Origin of the sequence: Streptomyces sp. NPDC057616 (genome assembly GCF_042800575.1) — a bacterium.
Lineage (GTDB): Bacteria > Actinomycetota > Actinomycetes > Streptomycetales > Streptomycetaceae > Streptomyces.
In genome coordinates this window covers 114,035-130,630 of sequence record NZ_JBHVGU010000026.1, presented here as the reverse complement: position 1 = coordinate 130,630, position 16,596 = coordinate 114,035, and the positions used below count along the sequence as shown (strand labels likewise).

The following is a 16,596-nucleotide window of genomic DNA, read 5'->3' as shown; positions in this document are numbered from 1 at the left end:
TGGACTCCGGAAAAAACCCCCACCCGTTAGAGAAGCGGAAGGCCCACAGTGGCGTCCATGTGCCCAACGTTCCTCCACTGACCCGTCGGGTGCCCCCTGGACTGAAGCCCCCCCGGCCGGGCGGGTCCGACGGACCTCGTTGAGCCTGGCCGCGCCCGGTCCGGTCAGCCGGACCTCCGCTCGCGCTCGTCTCGTCCGTACTGCGGGCTCGCTCGCGCGATGGAGCCGGTGGGCGAGCGGTGGGCGCTGCTGATCATTCGCGGCCTCGCGGTACGGCCGCAGCGCTACGGCGACCTGCTCGACGGCCTGCCGGGCATCTCCACGAACATGCTGACCGCCGCCGGGCACGACCTCGAACCGGCGATCTGGGCCGTCGGGCGCCGGGGAACCGGGCAGCTCGGCGAGCCCCGGCCCGGCGAGGTCGTCACGCCGTCGGCCGTCGTCATGACGCTGCGGGCGGTCTTCGACGCCGACAAGGCGGCCGGCCTGACCCAGGACACCACGACCCAGGGCGACGAGCGCGCGGTGATGGGCGACTACCTGCCGACGGGCACCTACACGACCACGAAGGAGTTCGAGGCCCTCGGATAGCCCGGGGCGGTCGTGACGCCCGTACGGCTTCCGCCCGTACGACTCCCTCCCGCATCACTCCCGTCGGCCGCGTTCCGCGGTCTGTTCGCGGTAGTACGTGCGCCAGATCAGCCGGTGCACCCGTGTCCAGCGTGGGATCGAGCGCACTCCGGGGATGAAGGGGACCAGGATCAGGACCAGGCTGAGCAGGGCCATCAGGCCCCAGATCAGGGCGTCGGCATTGCCGGACGACTTGAAGGGCTCGATCTGGTACCAGAAGGTGTACAGCCACAGCCACGCCTGGCCCGGGAAGTTCCCGGTCTCGTTCATCATCCCCCACTGGTCGCCGCCGAGATGCTGGGCGCGGGCCAGGGACTCCAGGTAGGAACCGTCGGAGAGGAACAGCAGCGAGCGCGTGTAGTCGGTCTCGTAGAACTTGCCCTGCGCCCGGAGCTGGCCGTCCAGCGCGCCGCCGCGCGCCAGTTGGAGCAGACGGGCGGTGAGCACGGGGACGGGACCGTAGTTCCCCTGTGCCGGGACACCGCCGCCGGACTTGGCCAGGGCGTCGGAGTAGGCGGCGGTCCAGGCCTGGTGCCGGGCGGCGGAGCCGGCGTCCCAGGCGGCGAGGGCGGCGGTGACGGCACGCGGCTCGGGGGCGTTGCGCAGCGGGCCCAGGACGAAGTCGTCCGCCGTGTCCACCGGGATACGGACGCCCGCGGTGCTCTGCAGCCCGACCGGTCCCAGCTTCTGCGCCGCATCCGGGGTGTTGTTGTACGGCGGCCCGTACTGCGCCGTGCCGCTGGTAGCGCCGAGTTCGGCCACGGAGGACGCCGTGAAGTCGCCGCCGTCGGCCCTCGCCCAGGAGGCCAGCGTCACCGGCCTGACGTCGGGCGACGAGAACAGCGCGGCCAGGCCCGCGGTGAGCAGCGCGACCACGACCAGCGCGATCGTGAACTCCTTGACCAGGTCGTACCGTCTGGTTGGGAAGGTGGACGGATCGGGCACAGGGGCCTTCGTACGCCGTTTCATGACGCCGCCTCCCGCGTGGTCCCGCCCTCGGGAGGCGGGGTGGCATCCGGGGTGGCGTCGATCGGCGGCACGATCCCGCGCAGCCGGACCAGCAGGATGTGCCAGCCCGCCAGCAGGACCAGGACGAAGGGCAGCAGGACGATGTGCCACATCAGCATCTGGCCGAAGTCCAGCACGTTGAAGAAGGCACCGATGCCGACCGAGTTGAGCCCGTCCTTGGCCTGCCCCGCGATCCACTGGGAGTCGAAGTTCTGCTGGACCAGGTAGCCGGTGAAGGCCGTGCCGATCGAGGCGAAGAAGCACACCGCGCCCGTGATCCAGGTCAGCGCCCGCCGACCGCGCCAGGCGGCCATGAAGAACTTGCCCCACAGGTGGATGACCATGAAGAACATGAACAGCTCGACGCTCCACAGGTGCAGGCCGTTCACGTACTTGCCGGCGTCCGAGACGTGCCACCACGCGGGCCCCTTCAGGGCCAGCACCCCGCCGGTGACCAGGACGACGATCAGCGAGGCGAGGGTGAGCACCCCGAAGACGTAGATCCATGACGCCATGTACGCGGGCTGCGTGTCCGGCAGCAGCTTGTCCGGGGGCAGTGCCCGCACCGACCGCCGCCGTACCGCACCGGTCCACCCTCCGCCGGTCTCCGGCACCCCGCTCATCGCCGGCCCCGTCCGCGGGGGAAGGGCAGGAGCAGGGCCGCCACGAAGACGACCAGCATCACCCCGACGACCACGAGGTTGGCGACGGAGATCTGCACCACGCCCCAGTGCACGTAGTGGCCGGTCCCGTTGAGATCGATGGGCGCGGCGAGCGCGTGCCCACCGGAATACGGATGTCCGTTCATGAGCCGGCTCCCCTCGAAGCCCGAGAGAAAGTGAAGCGCCTCGTACGACACTCGGCCCGCCGCCCGACCCGGACCATGGGCCGAACGGCTCAATAACCCTCAGAACTTCACAAGGAACGCAACAGGCGCCCCGTCAGCCACACGACTGCCCCGGGTGAGCGCCACGGACGTCCCAGAACACCCGCGGGAGCCCACGGCCTGCTCGTCCACCACGGCCAACGGCAGGAGCTCTTCCCCCTCTCCCCCGCAGACAGCTGCGCTGGGCAGGCCGTCAGTGCTGTGCCGGTACGCCGAGTTCGGCGAGGAGGCCGCGGACCCGGCGTTCGATCTCGTCCCGGATCGGGCGGACCGCCTCCACGCCCTGGCCGGCCGGGTCGTCCAGCTGCCAGTCCAGGTACCGCTTGCCCGGGAAGACCGGGCAGGTGTCGCCGCAGCCCATGGTGATGCACACGTCCGACTCCCTGACCGCGTCCACGGTCAGGATCTTCGGCACCTCGGCGGAGATGTCGATGCCCGCCTCGGCCATCACCTCGACGGCGGCGGGGTTGACCTTGTCGCCCGGGTCGGACCCGGCGGAGCGGACCTCGACCCGGTCCCCGGCCAGGTGGGCCAGCCACGCGGCAGCCATCTGGGAACGGCCCGCGTTGTGGACGCAGACGAAGAGCACGGAGGGCTTGTCGGACATCACAGGGCTCTCTTGATCTCTCTAGTTGTCGCTCGATCCCGCTCGACTCGCTCGATCCCGCTCGTTCTCGCTTGATCGCGCGCCCGCACGGGGGCGGAGGAGGGCTCGTACGCATCAGCGGCCACTGGTATCAGTCACCACTGATGTGACAGTATCAGCGCATGCTGACGTCAGTCGACACCGATCTGATCCGGGTTCTGGCCGACCCGCTCAGGCTCCGGATCGTCACCCTGCTCGCCCAGGAGACCCTGTGCACCACCCACCTCGTGGAGGAGACCGGCGCCCGGCAGACCAACCTCTCCAACCACCTGAGAGTGCTGCGCGAGGCCGGGGTCGTCGAGACGGAGCCGTGCGGCCGGTTCACCTACTACAAGCTGCGCGCCGACGTCATCGCCTCGCTCGCCGGCCAGTTCGCCGACCTGGCCGAGTCCGCCCGGACCGCCGCCGGCAACAAGCGGTCCTGCCCCTGATCCCCCGCCGCCCCGCCCCGGCGACCGCACCAAGGAGTCCCTGTTGACCGCCACCCACGAGTCCGCCGCGGATCCGGTGTCACCGGACGCCGCAGCGCAGCCCGCGCCGGGCGCCACCCCGCCCCGCAGGCCGCCGGCCGCGCGCGCCGCCGCCGAACTGATCGGCACCGCGGCGCTGGTCACGGTGGTCGTCGGGTCCGGCATCCAGGCCACCGCACTCACGAAGGACGTCGGGGTGCAGTTGCTGGCCAACTCCCTGGCCACCGTCTTCGGCCTCGGCGTCCTGATCCTCCTGCTCGGCCCGGTCTCCGGCGCGCACTTCAACCCCGTGGTCACCCTGGCCGAGTGGTGGACGAACCGGCGCGGCGGCCCCGGCGTGACGATCCGCGAGGTGGCCCTCTACGTCCCCGCGCAGATCGCCGGTGCGATCGCGGGCGCCATCCTGGCGGACGCGATGTTCGGCAGGCCGCTCGTGCAGTGGTCCACCCACGACCGGTCCGCCGGCCACCTGCTGCTCGGCGAGGTCGTGGCCACGGCCGGTCTGATCCTGATGATCTTCGGCCTGGCCCGCACCGGCCGACTCCGGTTCGCCCCCGTGGCCGTGGCCTCCTACATCGGCGCCGCCTACTGGTTCACCTCCTCCACGTCCTTCGCCAACCCCGCGGTGACCATCGGCCGCGCCTTCAGCGATACCTTCGCGGGCATCGCGCCCGGTTCCCTTGCGGGCTTCATCGGCATGCAACTGGTGGGCGCCGTGGTGGGACTGGCGCTGGTGGCTCTCGTCTTCCCGTCCGTCCGGGAAGCCACCGAGTGACCCGGACGCCCCAGGTGGTGGTGATCGGCGGCGGCCAGTCCGGGCTCGCCGCCGGATACCACCTGCGCCGCCTGGGCCTCGACTTCGTCGTCCTCGACGCCGGGACCACGGCGGGCGGGGCCTGGCAGCACATGTGGGACTCCCTGCACCTGTTCTCGCCGGCCGCCCACTCCTCGCTGCCCGGCCGCCTCATGCCGACCCAGGCCGGCCAGGAGTACCCCGACGCACAGCACGTGGTGGAGTACCTCACCGACTACGAGAAGCGGTACGGCCTCCCCGTGGAACGCCCGGTCCGCGTCCTCGGGGTCCACCGGGACGGTCAACTCCTGCGCGTGGAGACCGACTCGGGCACCTGGCACGCCCGCGCCGTGATCAGCGCGACCGGCACGTGGTGGCGCCCCTTCATCCCCGCGGTGCCCGGCCGCGAGGTCTTCGGCGGCCGCCGGCTCCACACGGTCGAGTACCGCGGCCCGCGGGACTTCGCCGGCCGCCGGGTGATCGTGGTGGGCGGAGGCAACTCCGGCGCCCAGATCGCCGCCGACCTCGCTCGCGACACCGAACTGACCTGGGTGACCCGGCGCCCGCCGCGCTACCTGTCCGACGACATCGACGGCCGCGCCCTGTTCGACGCGGCCACCGCCCGCCGCCGGGCCCTGGACGAAGGCCGGACCGACACCGGCGGCGTCGCCTCACTCGGCGACATCGTCGCCGTACCGGCTGTCCGCGAAGCCCGCGACCGCGGCCTGCTCGCCGCGAACCCGATGTTCAGCCACCTCGTCCCGGGCGGTGTCGTATGGCCCGACGGGACCCGGGCCGAGGCCGACGCGATCATCTGGTGCACCGGCTTCCGGCCCGCCCTCTCCCACCTGGCCCCGCTCCAACTCCGCGGCACACGCGGCCACATCGCCATCGACGGCACGCGCGCGGTGGGCGAGCCACGCCTGCACCTGCTCGGCCACGGCGACTGGACCGGCCCCGCCTCCGCCACCCTCATCGGCGTCGGCCGACCGGCACGCGACGCGGCCCGCGGGATCGCCGAGCTGCTCACCTGACCGGCGCGATCGTCAGCAACTTGCCCATCGCGGCCAGGACCGACGGCTCGACCCGGTAGTACACCCAGGTGCCGCGCCGCTCGGACGTCAGCAGTCCGGCGTCCTTGAGCTTCTTCAGGTGGTGGGAGACGGTCGGCTGGGAGACGCCGACGTCGGAGATGTCGCAGACACACGCCTCGCCGCCCTCGTGCGAGGCGACCGCGGTGAACAGACGCAGGCGCACCGGATCGCCCAGCGCCTTGAACATCCGCGCCGCCGTTTCGGCCTCGTCCGCCGTGAACTGCCGCTCGGTCACCGGCGGGCAGCACGGCACCACGGCCTCGGGCGCCCCGGCCTTGGACGCCTCGGGTTCGAGCAGCGGCAGCACCCTCGTATTCGACATACGTCTATGTTGACACACATCGAATCAGAGTCACTGATTAGATGAATGTCTATGTTGACGCTCATCGATACAAGTGTCATGCTGGGCCGCGCAAGACATCGACAGACGTCGAATCAAAGGGGAACACCGTGAACGCGCCCACCACCGACCGGCTGCCCGTCGTGGTCGTCGGAGCCGGCCCCGTCGGCCTGGCCGCCGCCGCTCACCTCGTCGAGCGCGGCCTCGAACCGCTGGTCCTGGAGGCCGGACCCTCCGCCGGTACGGCCGTACGCGACTGGGCGCACGTCCGCCTCTTCTCCCCGTGGGCCGAGGTCACCGACCCGGCCGCCGAAAAGCTCCTCGCCCCCACCGGCTGGTCCCGCCCCGACGGCGCGACCTACCCCAACGGCGGTGACTGGGCGGAGAGTTACCTCCAGCCCCTCGCCGACGTCCTCGGCGACAGGGTCCGCTACGGCGTCACCGTGACCGGCGTCGCCCGCGCGGGCCGGGACCGGATCGTCGACGCCGACCGCGACCAGCAGCCCTTCACCGTCCACGTCCGGACCTCCGGCGGGCGCGAGGAGCGCCTCACCGCCCGCGCCGTCATCGACGCCTCCGGCACCTGGTCCACCCCCGGCCCGATGGGCGCCGACGGCCTGCCCGCCCTCGGCGAGAAGGCGGCGGCCGACCACGTCTCCTACCGCGTCCCCGACCTGAGGGACTCCGCCGTCCGTGCCCGGTACGCGGGCAGGCGCACTGCCGTCGTCGGCTCCGGTGCCTCCGCCTTCACCGCGCTCGCCTTCCTCGCCGACCTGGCCGAGGACGAGCCGGGCACGCACGCCGCGTGGATCCTGCGCCGCGGCATCGGCGCGAGCACCTACGGCGGCGGTGACGCCGACCAGCTCCCCGCGCGCGGCGCCCTGGGCCTGCGCGCCAAGGCCGCGGTCGAGGCCGGTCATGCGCATGCGGTCACCGGCTTCCGCACCCAGGCCGTGGAGCGCGACGGCGACCGGCTGGTCCTGGTCGCCGAGGACGGCCGGCGCCTGGACCCCGTCGACGAGGTCATCGTGCTGACCGGCTTCCGACCCGACCTGTCCTTCCTCTCCGAGGTCCGCCTCGGCCTCGACGAACGCCTCCAGGCCCCGACCGCGCTGGCCCCGCTCATCGACCCCAACGTGCACTCCTGCGGCACCGTCTACCCGCACGGCGTGAACGAGCTCTCCCACCCGGAGCAGGACGTCTACCTGGTCGGCATGAAGTCCTACGGCCGCGCCCCGACCTTCCTCGCCATGACCGGTTACGAGCAGGTCCGGTCCGTCGCCGCGGCCGTCGCCGGCGACCGCGAGTCCGCCGAACGCGTCGAACTCACGCTGCCGGAAACCGGGGTGTGCGGGGGCGCGGGCCTGTACGACGACCCGGTGGCCGCTGGGGGCAGCGAAGGCGGAGGCTGCTGCGCGCCCCCGGCCACCCTCCAGATCGGCGGTTGCTGAGGCGGGTGCGCGGGCGGGAGAGCCCCGACCGACCCGGCCCGCACCCATCACACTGCGGTGGCATGCTGGATTCGAGATCCGGATCGGTCCCGAGCGAGGTGGGCATCATGATCGATCTGGCGTCGCGCCTGTCGGAACGGCCGGTCGCTCGCGGATCGGCACCGTGGCCGGGCCACGAGTACGCCAAGGGCTGGGGAGTCTTCGGACTGCCCTTCGACTCCGGGCACGTGCTCGCGCTGCGCGTCTTCCCGGAAAGCTCCTTCGGCCCGTACCGGACCGTATGGCACCGCACTCCCGGCGGCGCCTGGTCCATCTACGTGGACGGGCCGCGCCTCGACACCGCGTGCCCCAGGTATTACGGGCCCGCCTGCGAAACCACCGGCTTCGCCGCCGTCCGTCTCACCTGGACGGGCCCCGCCTCGCTGCGCGTCACCATGGACGCGCCCTCCCTGCAGTGGACGCTCTCCGCCCGCACCACACCGGTCCTCACCGCGCTCAACGCCATGAGTACGGTGCTCCCCCTCGCGAGCTGGCGCGCGAGGACGCTGGTGCGAGGCCGCGAGCGGATGGCCCGCGCTCTCGGGCTGGGCAGACTGCAGATGACCGGGGTGATGCCGAGCGGGCACGTCGGCACGCTCATGCCCCGGCGGATGTACTACGTCGCCGACGCCCGAGCCGTCCTGGACGGCACCGACCTCGGGCGCCCGACCCGTCTCGACCGCAATCCCCGCATCGGCGAGGTGCCGCTGCCTGCCCGCGGCATCCTGGCCATCGGCCAGGCGGCCTGGCAGGTCCGGAACCCCACCGCACACGAACGCACCCGCACGAACCCCAAGCTCAACTGAGGGCGCACCCCGGACCGACCGCCTCGCTCACCTCAGTGCGCGTGACCGCTCGACGTGGGCGCCGGTGCCGCGTTCTTGACCGTCAGCGGCAGCAGCTTCTTGCCCGTCGGGCCCACCTGGATGTGGGTGTCCATCTGCGGGCAGACGCCGCAGTCGAAGCACGGTGTCCAGCGGCAGTCCTCGACCTCCGTCTCGTCGAGGGCGTCCTGCCAGTCCTCCCAGAGCCAGTCCTTGTCGAGGCCCGAGTCGAGGTGGTCCCAGGGAAGGACCTCCTCGTAGGTGCGCTCGCGCGTCGTGTACCAGTCGACGTCCACGCCGAACGCGGGCAGCGTCTTGTCCGCGCACTGCATCCAGCGGTCGTAGGAGAAGTGCTCGCGCCAGCCGTCGAAGCGGCCGCCGTCCTCGTAGACCGCGCGGATGACCGCGCCGATGCGGCGGTCGCCGCGGGAGAGCAGGCCCTCGACGATGCCCGGCTTGCCGTCGTGGTAGCGGAAGCCGATGGAGCGGCCGTACTTCTTGTCGCCGCGGATCTTGTCGCGGAGCTTCTCCAGACGGGCGTCCGTCTCCTCCGCCGAGAGCTGCGGCGCCCACTGGAAGGGCGTGTGCGGCTTGGGGACGAAGCCGCCGATGGAGACGGTGCAGCGGATGTCGCCCTGGCCGGAGACCTCGCGGCCCTTCTGGATGACGTTCATCGCCATGTCGGCGATCTGCAGGACGTCCTCGTCGGTCTCCGTCGGCAGGCCGCACATGAAGTACAGCTTCACCTGGCGCCAGCCGTTGCCGTAGGCGGTGGCGACGGTCCGGATCAGGTCCTCCTCCGAGACCATCTTGTTGATGACCTTGCGCATGCGCTCGGAGCCGCCCTCGGGGGCGAAGGTCAGGCCGGAGCGGCGGCCGTTGCGCGTGAGCTCGTTCGCCAGGTCGACGTTGAAGGCGTCGACGCGGGTGGACGGCAGGGAGAGACCGATCTTGTCTTCCTCGTACCGGTCCGCGAGGCCCTTCGCGATGTCGCCGATCTCCGAGTGGTCCGCCGAGGAGAGCGAGAGGAGGCCGACCTCCTCGAAGCCGGTCGCCTTCAGGCCCTTGTCGACCATCTCGCCGATGCCGGTGATCGAGCGCTCGCGCACCGGGCGGGTGATCATGCCCGCCTGGCAGAAGCGGCAGCCGCGCGTGCAGCCGCGGAAGATCTCGACGGACATGCGCTCGTGAACCGTCTCGGCGAGCGGGACGAGGGGCTGCTTGGGGTACGGCCACTCGTCCAGGTCCATGACCGTGTGCTTGGACACGCGCCACGGGACGCCCGACTTGTTGGGGACCACGCGGGCGATACGGCCGTCGGGGAGGTACTCGACGTCGTAGAACGCCGGGATGTAGACCGAGCCGGTCTTCGCCAGTCGGAAGAGGACCTCCTCGCGGCCGCCGGGGCGGCCCTCCGCCTTCCACTCCTTGATGATCCGGGTCATGTCGAGCACGGCCTGCTCGCCGTCGCCGATGATCGCCGCGTCGATGAAGTCCGCGATCGGCTCGGGGTTGAAGGCGGCGTGGCCGCCCGCGAGGACGATCGGGTCGTCGATCGTGCGGTCCTTGGACTCCAGGGGGATGCCGGCCAGGTCCAGGGCCGTGAGCATGTTCGTGTAGCCCAGCTCGGTGGAGAAGGACAGGCCGAAGACGTCGAAGGCCTTCACCGGGCGGTGGCTGTCCACCGTGAACTGCGGGACGCCGTGCTCCCGCATCAGCGCCTCCAGGTCCGGCCACACGCTGTAGGTGCGCTCGGCGAGGACGCCCTCCTGCTCGTTCAGGACCTCGTAGAGGATCATGACGCCCTGGTTGGGCAGCCCGACCTCGTACGCGTCCGGGTACATCAGCGCCCAGCGGACGTCGCAGGACTCCCACGGCTTGACGGTGGAGTTGAGCTCTCCGCCGACGTACTGGATCGGCTTCTGCACATGCGGGAGCAGAGCTTCGAGCTGCGGGAACACGGACTCTGCGGCCGCAGCGACTTCGGCAGGCATCTCGCAAACCTTCGGGGGGCTGGACGGAACTGACAGGGGTGACCATCTAGCCTAACGCGACCGCACACCCACCCCGACCGCCAGGAACGCCTCGACCGCCCGGAGCGACTGACCGAACCCGGACCGCCGCGGCCCGCCGTGGGTCTCCCGGATCACCGCGGACCCGCCTGGCCGACGCGCGCAGCCCGAACCATCGCCTGCGCGACCCGATCACCGCGGGCCGCCTGGACCGCCGCGACCGTCCGACTCGCCGCAGGCCCACCCACTCCCTTGCAGGCCGCCAGGATCACTGCGGGACCCAAGACCCCCACAAGCACGCTCGGCGCACCACGCATCCCCCCGGATCACAGCGAGCCACCCGGGCCACCGCAGGCACGCCCGAACTCCTGCAGGCCGCCCGGATCGCTGCGCTACCTCAGTCCACCGCAGGCCGCCCGGACCCCCGCGCACACCCAAACCACCGCCGCCGGCCCAACCCGGACCCGGCGCGCCGCGATCAGCCGACCCGCCCGCGCCCCCGCCTCACACCCTCATCCCCGCCACGACCTCGCTCCAGGCCCCCGGCAGTTCCGTCTCGTCGGACGCGGCGTGGGCCTCCTCGCGGCCGTAGAGGAGGCCGTAGGTGAAGACGTTCTCGCCCGCCGCGTGCGCCGCCGCCGACAGTTCGCGCAGCGTCTGGCGGGTCATGACGCTGTCCTGGTGGTCGCCGAGCAGGTTCTGGAGCGACTTCATCGACTTGGCCAGCGCGGTCGCCGGGTCGCCGAGGGAGGCGATGGCGGCCTCGGCCGAGTACCGCGTGCGCTTGGCCTTCTTGCGCGCCTCGTGCAGGGCGAGGTCGCGCTCGGGGCCGGGCTCCGCGGCGACGGCCTGCTCCACCAGGCCGGCCAGCTTCCCGAAGTCCTTGCGTACGGCCTTGCCGATCACCTTCTCCGGACTCCCGGCGGCCGCCTTGCGCAGCGGCGGCTCGGAGACCAGCGCGTCCACGCTGTCGAGCAGCGCCAGGTACCGCTCGGAGTCCAGCACCCCGATCAGCCGGCGCCGCGATCCGCCGTGCCGGGCGTGCATCCAGGTGCGCAGGCGGGTGCGGACGGGGCCGTACACCAGCGTGTGGGGCAGCTCGTCCAGGGCCGCGGTGAGGCGCTCGGTCAGCACCTCCTGGTCCCGGTCCACGCCGAGCTCGCCGGCCAGCCACTTCAGCTCCTCGCCGACGGGGTCGGTGACGGTCCGGTCCAGCACCTTGGCGTACGAGCCGAAGGCGCTGCGCATACGGCGGGTGGCGACGCGCATGCGGTGCACGGAGTCGTACGCGTCCTGCCGTACGGCAGGGTCGAGCGCGACGAGGGCGTCCCGCTGCTCGCGGATGTAGGCGAGGACGTGTTCGCCGGCCGTCTCGGGAGCCGCGGGCCCCTGCTGCCCCCCGGCCTTCTTCCCGCCCTTCTCGCCCTTCCCGGCTTTCCCGCTCTTGCCGGCCTTGCCGCTCTTCGCGGCCCCCTCGCCGTTCTCCGTACGCGTGCTCGGCGCCGTCTCCGCCAGCGCACGCGCCAGCTTCGACGCCGAGCCCGAGGGCCGTACGCCCGCCTTGCGCAGCCGCTTGTCGACCTTGTCGAGGAAGGCCGGGTCGCCGCCGTCGGCGAGCTCCACCTCCAGCTCGGTCCACTGGGCGGCGCCGCCGTCCCCGGTGAGCCGCTCCGCGCGCACGGCGTCCACGCTGACCTCGGCGAGCAGCCGGCCCCCGGCGTCGACGAGGTCGCGGATGTCGCGGTCGGACAGCAGCCGGACCACGGGCAGCAGCTCGGCGTCGCGGACGCGGGAGCGGATCAGGCCGGCGAGGCTGCCCGGCAGGGTGTCGGAGAGCGGGGCGCGGATCTCGTCGCGGACACCGGGGGCGACCGGGAACTTCAGGTGCCAGCCCGCGTCGGCGCCGCCGGTGCGGCGACGCAGCGTGATGGCGGCGGCGGCGAGGCGCTCGTCGGCGGTGTCGTAGTACGTCGCGTCGAGGTGCGCGACACCCTTGTCCACGACCGCGTCGACCCCGGCCACACCGGTCAGGTCCGGCAGACCGCTGTCGTCGGACTCGTACTTCCGCTCGATCTCACGCTTTGTGTCCGCCATGACCTGAATCTAGTGGGATTCGCCCCCCAGCGGCAGGGCCTCTCGGGGGCGAATCCCAGGCAAACTCGCACGCAACACCAGGTGCACTACGCCGACATGGGCCGCTGCGCCTTGATGGACTGCAGCAGCCCCACGGCCATCCAGACGGCGAACATCGACGAGCCGCCGTACGAGACGAACGGCAGGGGCAGGCCCGTGACCGGCATGATGCCGAGGGTCATGCCGACGTTCTCGAAGATCTGGAAGGCGAACCAGGCGACGATCCCGGCGGCGACGATGGTGCCGTACAACTCCGTCGAGTCGCGGGCGATGCGGCAGGCCCGCCACAGGATCACACCGAGGAGCAGGATGATCAGTCCCGCGCCGACGAAGCCGAGCTCCTCCCCGGCGACCGTGAAGACGAAGTCCGTCTGCTGCTCGGGCACGAACTGGCCGGTGGTCTGCGAGCCGTGGAAGAGGCCCGCGCCGGTCAGACCGCCCGAACCGATCGCGATCCGGGCCTGGTTGGTGTTGTAGCCGACGCCGGCCGGGTCGAGCGCGGGGTTGGCGAAGGCCGCGAACCGGTTGATCTGGTAGTCGTCCAGGATGTGCAGCTGCCAGACGGCGACCGCGCCGATGGCGCCCGCCGTGATGAGGCCGAAGACCCAGCGGTTGGAGGCGCCGGAGGCGAGCAGCACGCCGAGGATGATCACCACCATCACCATGACCGACCCGAGGTCGGGCATGAGCAGCACGATCAGGATCGGTACGGCGGCCAGGCACAGCGCCTGCAGGACCGTGCGGTGGTCGGGGTACTTCTTGTCGCCCGCGTCGACCCGTGCCGACAGCAGCATCGCCATGCCCAGGATGATCGTGATCTTCACGAACTCCGAGGGCTGGAGGGAGAAGCCGCCGCCGAGCACGATCCACGAGTGCGCGCCGTTGACCGTGGAGCCCAGCGGGGTGAGCACCATCAGGATCAGGAAGACCGAGAGGCCGTACATGATCGGGATGGCGGTGCGCAGAGCGCGGTGGCCGATCCAGACCGTGCCGATCATCAGGGCGATCCCGATGCCGGTGTTCATGAGGTGCCGGATCAGGAAGTAGTACGGGTCGCCCTGGTTGATCTCGGTGCGGTTGCGGGTCGCCGAGTAGACCAGGACCGTGCCGATCAGCGACAGCGCGACCGCCGCCAACAGAATCGGCCAGTCCAGCCTGCGGGCGAGCGAGTCGCGGGCGAAGATCCGCGTCCAGCCCGCCCGCTGGGGCCCGTACCCCGGGACGGAGAAGCTGTTGCCGGTCATGTGGGCATCCTCCGGTTCCCGCGCCTGCGCGCCCGCCTGCGCGTGTTCCGGTTCGTCGTCGCGGTCGGCGAGGCCGTGGTCCCGGCCGGCTGGGTCCCGTCCTGGGTGGCCGCGCCCTTCTCCTGGGCCTTCTTCAGGTCCTTGACCGGGTCCTTGCCGACCTTCGGGGAGTCGATCGTGCCGTCCGTCTTGACCTTCGGCAGGCCCTTCTGCGGCGTGGGCAGCAGCGCCTTCTTCTTGTCGATCGAGCCGTCGCCCTGAACACCGTAGAGGGAGCTGTAGATGTTGCGCACGGCCTCACCGGAGGCGCCGGAACCCGTACCGGCCTGGGCGATCGTCATGACGACCGTGTAGTCCTTGGAGTACGTGGCCAGCCACGAGGTGGTCTGCTTGCCGTAGACCTCCGCGGTACCGGTCTTGGCGTGCAGCGGGATCTTGTCCTGCGGCCAGCCCTGGAACTTCCAGGCGGCGGTACCGCTGGTGATGACGCCCGCGAGCGCCTTGTCCATGCCCTTGAGGGTGGCCTTGCTGACCGGGAGCTTCGCCTTGACCTTCGGCTTGATCGGCGTGACCGTCCTGCCGTCGGCGCTGATGACCGCCTTGCCGATGGTGGGCACGTACTCGGTGCCGCCGTTGGCGAGCGCCCCGTAGATCATCGCCTCCTGGATCGGGGTGAGCAGTGTGTCACCCTGGCCGATGGAGTAGTTGATCGAGTCGCCCTCGCGCATCTTGTTGCCCTCGAGGCAGTTCTCGTAGGCGATCTTCTCGACGTAACTGCCGTTCTTCTTGCCGGACTTGCACCAGGCGTCCTTGTTGGCCTTCCAGTAGTCCAGCTTCCACTGGCGGTCCGGGACGCGGCCGGTGACCTCGTTCGGGAGGTCGATGCCGGTCTCCTTGCCGAGGCCGAACTGGTGGGCTGCCTTGTAGAAGTAGTCCTTCGGCTGGCCCTTCTTCGGGTTGATGCCGCCGTCCTTCTTCCACTCGCGGTCGGCGAGGCCGTAGAAGACGGTGTCGCAGGAGACCTCGAGCGCGCGGCCCAGCGAGATGGGGCCGAAGCTCTCGCCCTCGAAGTTCTTGAAGACCTGGCCGCCGACCGAGTACGAGCTGGTGCAGGGGTAGCCGCCGTCCCAGGCGTAGCCGGCCTCGACCGCGGCGGCCGTGGAGACCACCTTGAAGGTCGAACCGGGCGCGGACTGACCCTGTATGGCGCGATTGAGCAGCGGGTAGTCGGAGCCCTTGCCGGTGAGCTGCTTGTAGTCCTTGGCGGAGATGCCGCCGACCCAGACGTTCGGGTCGTAGGTCGGCGCGGACGCCATGGCGACGACGCGGCCGGTCTTGGCCTCCATCACGACGACGGCGCCCGAGTCGGCCTTGTACTTCTCGCCGGTGACCTTGTCGTACTGGGTCCGGGCGATCTTCATCGCGTTGTCCAGCTCGTACTCGGCGACGCGCTGGACGCGGGAGTCGATGCTGGTGACGAGGCTCGAACCGGCCTGCGCGGGATCGGACTTGGCCTTGCCGATGACGCGTCCGAGGTTGTCGACCTCGTAGCGGGTGACGCCGGCCTTGCCGCGCAGCTCCTTGTCGTACTGGCGCTCCAGTCCGCTGCGGCCGACCTGGTCGGAGCGCAGGTACGGCGAGTCGGTGTCCTGGGCCTTGGTGATCTCCTCGTCGGTGACCGGCGAGAGGTAGCCGAGGACCTGGGAGGTGTTGGCCTTGCCGGGGGCCGGGTAGCGGCGCAGCGCCTCGGGCTCGGCGGTGATGCCGGGGAAGTCCTCGGAGCGCTCGCGGATCTGCATGGCCTGGCGGGGCGTCGCCTCGTCGGTGATGGGGATCGGCTGGTAGGGCGAGCCGTTCCAGCACGGCTGCGGCGTCTTGGCGTCGCACAGCCGGACCCGCTGCATGACCTCCGTGGGCTTCATGCCGAGGACGCCGGCCAGCTTGGTCAGGACGGCCTTGCCGTCGTCCTTCATCTTCAGCAGGTCGGTGCGGGAGGCGGAGACCACCAGACGGGTCTCGTTGTCGGCGAGCGGGACGCCCCGCGCGTCCAGGATCGAGCCGCGCACGGCGGGCTCGACGACCTGCTGGACGTGGTTGCCGGACGCCTCCTTGGCGTAGGCCGAGCCCTCACGGATCTGCAGGTACCACAGCCGGCCGCCGAGGGTCCCGAGCAGGGAGAGGACGAGAATCTGGATGACGACGAGTCGGATCTGGACCCGTGGGGTCCGCCCGGTCTCGGGGATGTTGGTCACTGCGGCTGCCTCCCCCTCTCAGTGTGTGTACGTGTCATATCCGACGGACCTGTGAACGGCGGCCGTCAACTCCCGCGCCCTCACAACCGCTTGACCCCCTTGATGCGCCCCACGCGCGCGGTGCGGGTGCGGGCCTTGGTCTTCAGGCCGCCCAGGGCGCCGCGCTGGCCGCCGACCTTGAGGCCGGTGCCCGCGGAGATCCAGCCGGAGGAGATGTCGCTCGTCTTCTTGGACGAGGAGGCCGCCTCCGCGGCGAGCGGGTCGTTGTCCGCGCGCCGGGCCAGGAACATGACCCCGGGGACCACGAAGGGCGCGAGGAGCAGGTCGTAGAGCGCCGCGGTGAACAGCAGGCCGGTGAGGCCGACATGGCGGGCCGCGGTGTCGCCGACGAGGGCGCCGACGCCCGCGTACAGCAGGGTCGTGCCGACGGCCGCGGCGACCACGACGACCATCGGGCCGGTGGCCGACTTCAGCCGGCCGTGGTCCGGCTTGGCCAGCCCGGCGAGGTAGCCGATGACGCACAGCACCAGGGCGTAGCGCCCGGCGGCGTGGTCGGCGGGCGGCGCGAGGTCGGCGAGCAGGCCGGCGCCGAAGCCGACGAGGGCGCCGCCGACATGGCCGTAGACCAGGGCCAGGCCGAGCACGGTCAGCAGCAGCAGGTCGGGCACGGCGCCCGGCAGATGGAGCCGGGCGAGGACGCTGACCTGAAGCACCATGGCCACCACGATCAGGGCCGAGGAGAGCAGGATCCGGTTGACGCGCATGGGGATTCAG

Annotated in this window: 16 protein-coding genes; 6 read left to right on the top strand and 10 right to left on the bottom strand. The window is 71.3% G+C overall.

Annotated elements, in window-relative coordinates:
- Positions 1–219: 219 nt before the first annotated feature.
- Positions 220–591, top strand: a complete 372-nt coding sequence (locus tag ACFU97_RS29820; protein WP_384262636.1) for a winged helix-turn-helix transcriptional regulator — start codon at positions 220–222, stop codon at positions 589–591.
- A 54-nt stretch (positions 592–645) separates the two neighbouring features.
- Here ACFU97_RS29820 and ACFU97_RS29815 read toward each other — a convergent pair whose 3' ends face one another.
- The 4 genes from ACFU97_RS29815 to ACFU97_RS29800 form a co-directional block, all read right to left on the bottom strand.
- Entirely contained in the window at positions 646–1,599 is a 954-nt protein-coding gene (locus ACFU97_RS29815; RefSeq protein WP_384262634.1) for a hypothetical protein, read from the bottom strand.
- Entirely contained in the window at positions 1,596–2,261 is a 666-nt protein-coding gene (locus ACFU97_RS29810) for a cytochrome b N-terminal domain-containing protein (RefSeq protein ID WP_384262632.1), read from the bottom strand. The genes ACFU97_RS29815 and ACFU97_RS29810 overlap by 4 nt, the downstream gene beginning before the upstream one ends.
- On the bottom strand, positions 2,258–2,446 hold the full coding sequence (locus ACFU97_RS29805; protein WP_384262630.1) for a hypothetical protein: 189 nt from the start codon (positions 2,444–2,446) through the stop codon (positions 2,258–2,260). Before ACFU97_RS29805 ends, ACFU97_RS29810 begins: the two co-directional genes overlap by 4 nt.
- Before the next feature lie 271 nt (positions 2,447–2,717).
- Entirely contained in the window at positions 2,718–3,131 is a 414-nt protein-coding gene (locus tag ACFU97_RS29800; RefSeq protein WP_384262628.1) for an arsenate reductase ArsC, read from the bottom strand.
- 161 nt (positions 3,132–3,292) lie between these two features.
- Here ACFU97_RS29800 and ACFU97_RS29795 point away from each other — a divergent pair, with 161 nt between their 5' ends.
- Genes ACFU97_RS29795 through ACFU97_RS29785 form a run of 3 tightly spaced genes read left to right on the top strand, consistent with a single transcriptional unit; the run spans position 3,293 to position 5,467 of the window.
- Positions 3,293–3,601: an ArsR/SmtB family transcription factor gene (locus tag ACFU97_RS29795; RefSeq protein ID WP_384262626.1), complete on the top strand. Its 309-nt coding sequence runs from the start codon at positions 3,293–3,295 to the stop codon at positions 3,599–3,601.
- 43 nt (positions 3,602–3,644) lie between these two features.
- On the top strand, positions 3,645–4,415 hold the full coding sequence (locus ACFU97_RS29790) for an aquaporin (protein WP_384262624.1): 771 nt from the start codon (positions 3,645–3,647) through the stop codon (positions 4,413–4,415).
- On the top strand, positions 4,412–5,467 hold the full coding sequence (locus tag ACFU97_RS29785; RefSeq protein WP_384262622.1) for an ArsO family NAD(P)H-dependent flavin-containing monooxygenase: 1,056 nt from the start codon (positions 4,412–4,414) through the stop codon (positions 5,465–5,467). The genes ACFU97_RS29790 and ACFU97_RS29785 overlap by 4 nt, the downstream gene beginning before the upstream one ends.
- Here ACFU97_RS29785 and ACFU97_RS29780 read toward each other — a convergent pair.
- Positions 5,460–5,849, bottom strand: coding sequence for an ArsR/SmtB family transcription factor (locus ACFU97_RS29780; protein ID WP_384262620.1), 390 nt, complete (start codon positions 5,847–5,849; stop codon positions 5,460–5,462). The two genes, ACFU97_RS29785 and ACFU97_RS29780, sit on opposite strands and share 8 nt — an antisense overlap.
- A gap of 128 nt (positions 5,850–5,977) precedes the next feature.
- Between ACFU97_RS29780 and ACFU97_RS29775 the strand changes: the two genes are divergently transcribed.
- The gene (locus ACFU97_RS29775; protein WP_384262617.1) at positions 5,978–7,318 is read left to right on the top strand and encodes an FAD-dependent oxidoreductase; all 1,341 of its coding nucleotides are present in this window, start codon (positions 5,978–5,980) and stop codon (positions 7,316–7,318) included.
- A gap of 62 nt (positions 7,319–7,380) precedes the next feature.
- Positions 7,381–8,163 carry a hypothetical protein gene (locus ACFU97_RS29770; protein ID WP_384262614.1) on the top strand — a complete coding sequence of 261 codons (783 nt, stop codon included), beginning with the start codon at positions 7,381–7,383 and terminating at the stop codon, positions 8,161–8,163.
- Positions 8,164–8,195: 32 nt separating this feature from the next.
- Here ACFU97_RS29770 and ACFU97_RS29765 read toward each other — a convergent pair whose 3' ends face one another.
- From ACFU97_RS29765 to mreD, 5 genes are all read right to left on the bottom strand, one after another.
- Positions 8,196–10,175, bottom strand: coding sequence for a TIGR03960 family B12-binding radical SAM protein (locus tag ACFU97_RS29765; protein ID WP_384262612.1), 1,980 nt, complete (start codon positions 10,173–10,175; stop codon positions 8,196–8,198).
- A gap of 522 nt (positions 10,176–10,697) precedes the next feature.
- On the bottom strand, positions 10,698–12,287 hold the full coding sequence (locus ACFU97_RS29760) for a CHAD domain-containing protein (protein WP_384262610.1): 1,590 nt from the start codon (positions 12,285–12,287) through the stop codon (positions 10,698–10,700).
- Positions 12,288–12,373: 86 nt separating this feature from the next.
- Positions 12,374–13,570 (bottom strand): rod shape-determining protein RodA, encoded by a 1,197-nt coding sequence (rodA, locus tag ACFU97_RS29755; RefSeq protein ID WP_384262608.1) that lies wholly within the window; start codon positions 13,568–13,570, stop codon positions 12,374–12,376.
- A complete protein-coding gene (mrdA, locus tag ACFU97_RS29750) occupies positions 13,567–15,822 on the bottom strand; it encodes a penicillin-binding protein 2 (RefSeq protein ID WP_384262606.1) in 2,256 nt (751 codons plus the stop codon). Before mrdA ends, rodA begins: the two co-directional genes overlap by 4 nt.
- Positions 15,823–15,902: 80 nt before the next feature.
- A complete protein-coding gene (gene mreD, locus ACFU97_RS29745; RefSeq protein WP_384262603.1) occupies positions 15,903–16,586 on the bottom strand; it encodes a rod shape-determining protein MreD in 684 nt (227 codons plus the stop codon).
- Positions 16,587–16,596 lie beyond the last annotated feature (10 nt).

Excerpts from the sequence above, each read along its gene's own strand:
- ACFU97_RS29820 (WP_384262636.1), top strand. The coding sequence starts at position 220 with ATGGAGCCGGTGGGCGAGCGGTGGGCGCTGCTGATCATTCGCGGCCTC.
- ACFU97_RS29815 (WP_384262634.1), bottom strand. The coding sequence starts at position 1,599 with ATGAAACGGCGTACGAAGGCCCCTGTGCCCGATCCGTCCACCTTCCCA.
- ACFU97_RS29810 (WP_384262632.1), bottom strand. The coding sequence starts at position 2,261 with ATGAGCGGGGTGCCGGAGACCGGCGGAGGGTGGACCGGTGCGGTACGG.
- ACFU97_RS29805 (WP_384262630.1), bottom strand. The coding sequence starts at position 2,446 with ATGAACGGACATCCGTATTCCGGTGGGCACGCGCTCGCCGCGCCCATC.
- ACFU97_RS29800 (WP_384262628.1), bottom strand. The coding sequence starts at position 3,131 with ATGTCCGACAAGCCCTCCGTGCTCTTCGTCTGCGTCCACAACGCGGGC.
- ACFU97_RS29795 (WP_384262626.1), top strand. The coding sequence starts at position 3,293 with ATGCTGACGTCAGTCGACACCGATCTGATCCGGGTTCTGGCCGACCCG.
- ACFU97_RS29780 (WP_384262620.1), bottom strand. The coding sequence starts at position 5,849 with ATGTCGAATACGAGGGTGCTGCCGCTGCTCGAACCCGAGGCGTCCAAG.
- ACFU97_RS29770 (WP_384262614.1), top strand. The coding sequence starts at position 7,381 with ATGCTGGATTCGAGATCCGGATCGGTCCCGAGCGAGGTGGGCATCATG.
- ACFU97_RS29765 (WP_384262612.1), bottom strand. The coding sequence starts at position 10,175 with ATGCCTGCCGAAGTCGCTGCGGCCGCAGAGTCCGTGTTCCCGCAGCTC.
- ACFU97_RS29760 (WP_384262610.1), bottom strand. The coding sequence starts at position 12,287 with ATGGCGGACACAAAGCGTGAGATCGAGCGGAAGTACGAGTCCGACGAC.
- rodA (WP_384262608.1), bottom strand. The coding sequence starts at position 13,570 with ATGACCGGCAACAGCTTCTCCGTCCCGGGGTACGGGCCCCAGCGGGCG.
- mreD (WP_384262603.1), bottom strand. The coding sequence starts at position 16,586 with ATGCGCGTCAACCGGATCCTGCTCTCCTCGGCCCTGATCGTGGTGGCC.